The organism is Streptomyces sp. NPDC048623, from assembly GCF_040650755.1.
Classification (GTDB): domain Bacteria; phylum Actinomycetota; class Actinomycetes; order Streptomycetales; family Streptomycetaceae; genus Streptomyces.
In genome coordinates this window covers 1-1,615 of sequence record NZ_JBEZHV010000057.1, presented here as the reverse complement: position 1 = coordinate 1,615, position 1,615 = coordinate 1, and the positions used below count along the sequence as shown (strand labels likewise).

Genomic DNA, 1,615 nt, shown 5'->3' with positions numbered 1-1,615 from the left:
GGGTTCAGAAACAGGCACTGACCTTGTTCTTTTTCTTCCGGCCTCGAACGGCGTCTCGAACTGGGTCGCTCACCTGGGGGTTCGCCGGACGTGGGGGCGGCCTTCGTCTGATCATGTGCTCCGACCAAGGTGCACGTGACCACGACGAAGGCCGTGAGGTGAGTCTGCTGCCTGATGCTGTCCGGAGGGAAGCGTTCGCGGAAGCGTCACGCTTCCGGGGAGAGTTCTACGAGTGTCTGACCGCCCGGCGCGACGAACTGTTCGAGTTGGTGGATGCGGTGCTGTGTGCGGACGGTGCGGTGAAGTCCCCGGTGGACCTGACCCTTCTGCCCGAGCACCGTCGTGGGCACGGAGCGATGTACGGCGGCCTGAACCACGGCCGGATCGACGTCGATCGGCTGCGGACGGTGCTGGCAGGGCTGTCGCTGCCGCGTTTCGACGGCGGGCGCCTGGTCCTGGCCGTCGATGTGTCGCCGTGGCTCCGCTCGGACGCGCCGTGCTCAGCGGAGCGGCTGTTCTGCCACGTCTACGGACGCGCGAAGACGGCATCGCAGTTCATCCCGGGCTGGCCCTACTCCTTCGTCGCCGTGCTGGAGCCGGGCGCCACGTCATGGACCGCGATCCTGGACGCGGTCCGGCTCGGCCCGGTCGACGACGCGACCGCGGTCACCGCCGACCAGCTCCGAGGAGTCGTTGAACGACTCATCGCCGCAGGCCAGTGGCAGGCCGGGGACCCGGCCATCGTGATCGTGAGCGATGCCGGGTATGACGTCACCCGTCTGGCATGGGTCCTGCGCGATCTGCCGGTCGAGCTGGTCGGCCGGGTCCGCTCCGACCGCGTGATGCGTCTGCCGAAACCACCGAGGATGCACGGCGTCAACGGCCGGCCGCCCAAGCACGGCCCAGAATTCCGCTTCACCAAGCCGGAGACCTGGCCCGAGCCCGCGATCACCACAGTCACGGACACCACCAACTACGGCAAGGCCGAAACCCAGGCATGGGACCGGGTCCACCCCCGGCTCACCCACCGCTCCTCATGGCTCGACCACGACGGTGAACTGCCCTTGGTGGAGGGAACGTTGATCCGGTTGAAGGTCGAGCACCTGTCGAAGGAACGGGATGCTCCGCCGGTGTGGTTATGGTCCTCCAAGACCGGCGCCACCCCCGACGATGTCGACCGCTTCTGGCAGGCGTTTCTCCGCCGCTTCGATCTGGAGCACACCTTCCGCTTCGCGAAGCAGACACTCGGCTGGACCACCCCGAAATTTCGTACGCCCGAGGCCGCGGACCGCTGGACCTGGATCCTGATCGTCGCTCACACCCAGCTCCGACTTGCCCGCCCGCTGGCCGCTGACCTCCGCCGGCCCTGGGAGAAACCCACCACACCCGACCGGCTCACCCCGGCCCGGGTCCGCCGGGGGTTCAGGAACATCCGCCCTCACCTCGCCTGCCCGGCCCGTGTTCCCAAACCCCGAGGCGCCGGCCCCGGACGGCCACCCGGCGCCAAGAACAAACACCGGGCACCCCGCTACGACGTCGGCAAGACCGTCAAACGCCCCGAGACCCTCAAGGCCATCGGCAAGCCCGGAAGATCTTGGTAGATAAAGAACAAGCT

The 1,615-nt window shown here is 67.8% G+C and carries 1 protein-coding gene; it reads left to right on the top strand.

The genetic code is table 11. The features are described 5' to 3' along the window. The first annotated feature begins 158 nt into the window (after nt 1–158). Nucleotides 159–1,601, top strand: a complete 1,443-nt coding sequence (locus AB0C73_RS36025; RefSeq protein ID WP_362538165.1) for an NF041680 family putative transposase — start codon at nt 159–161, stop codon at nt 1,599–1,601. Nucleotides 1,602–1,615: the final 14 nt, after the last annotated feature.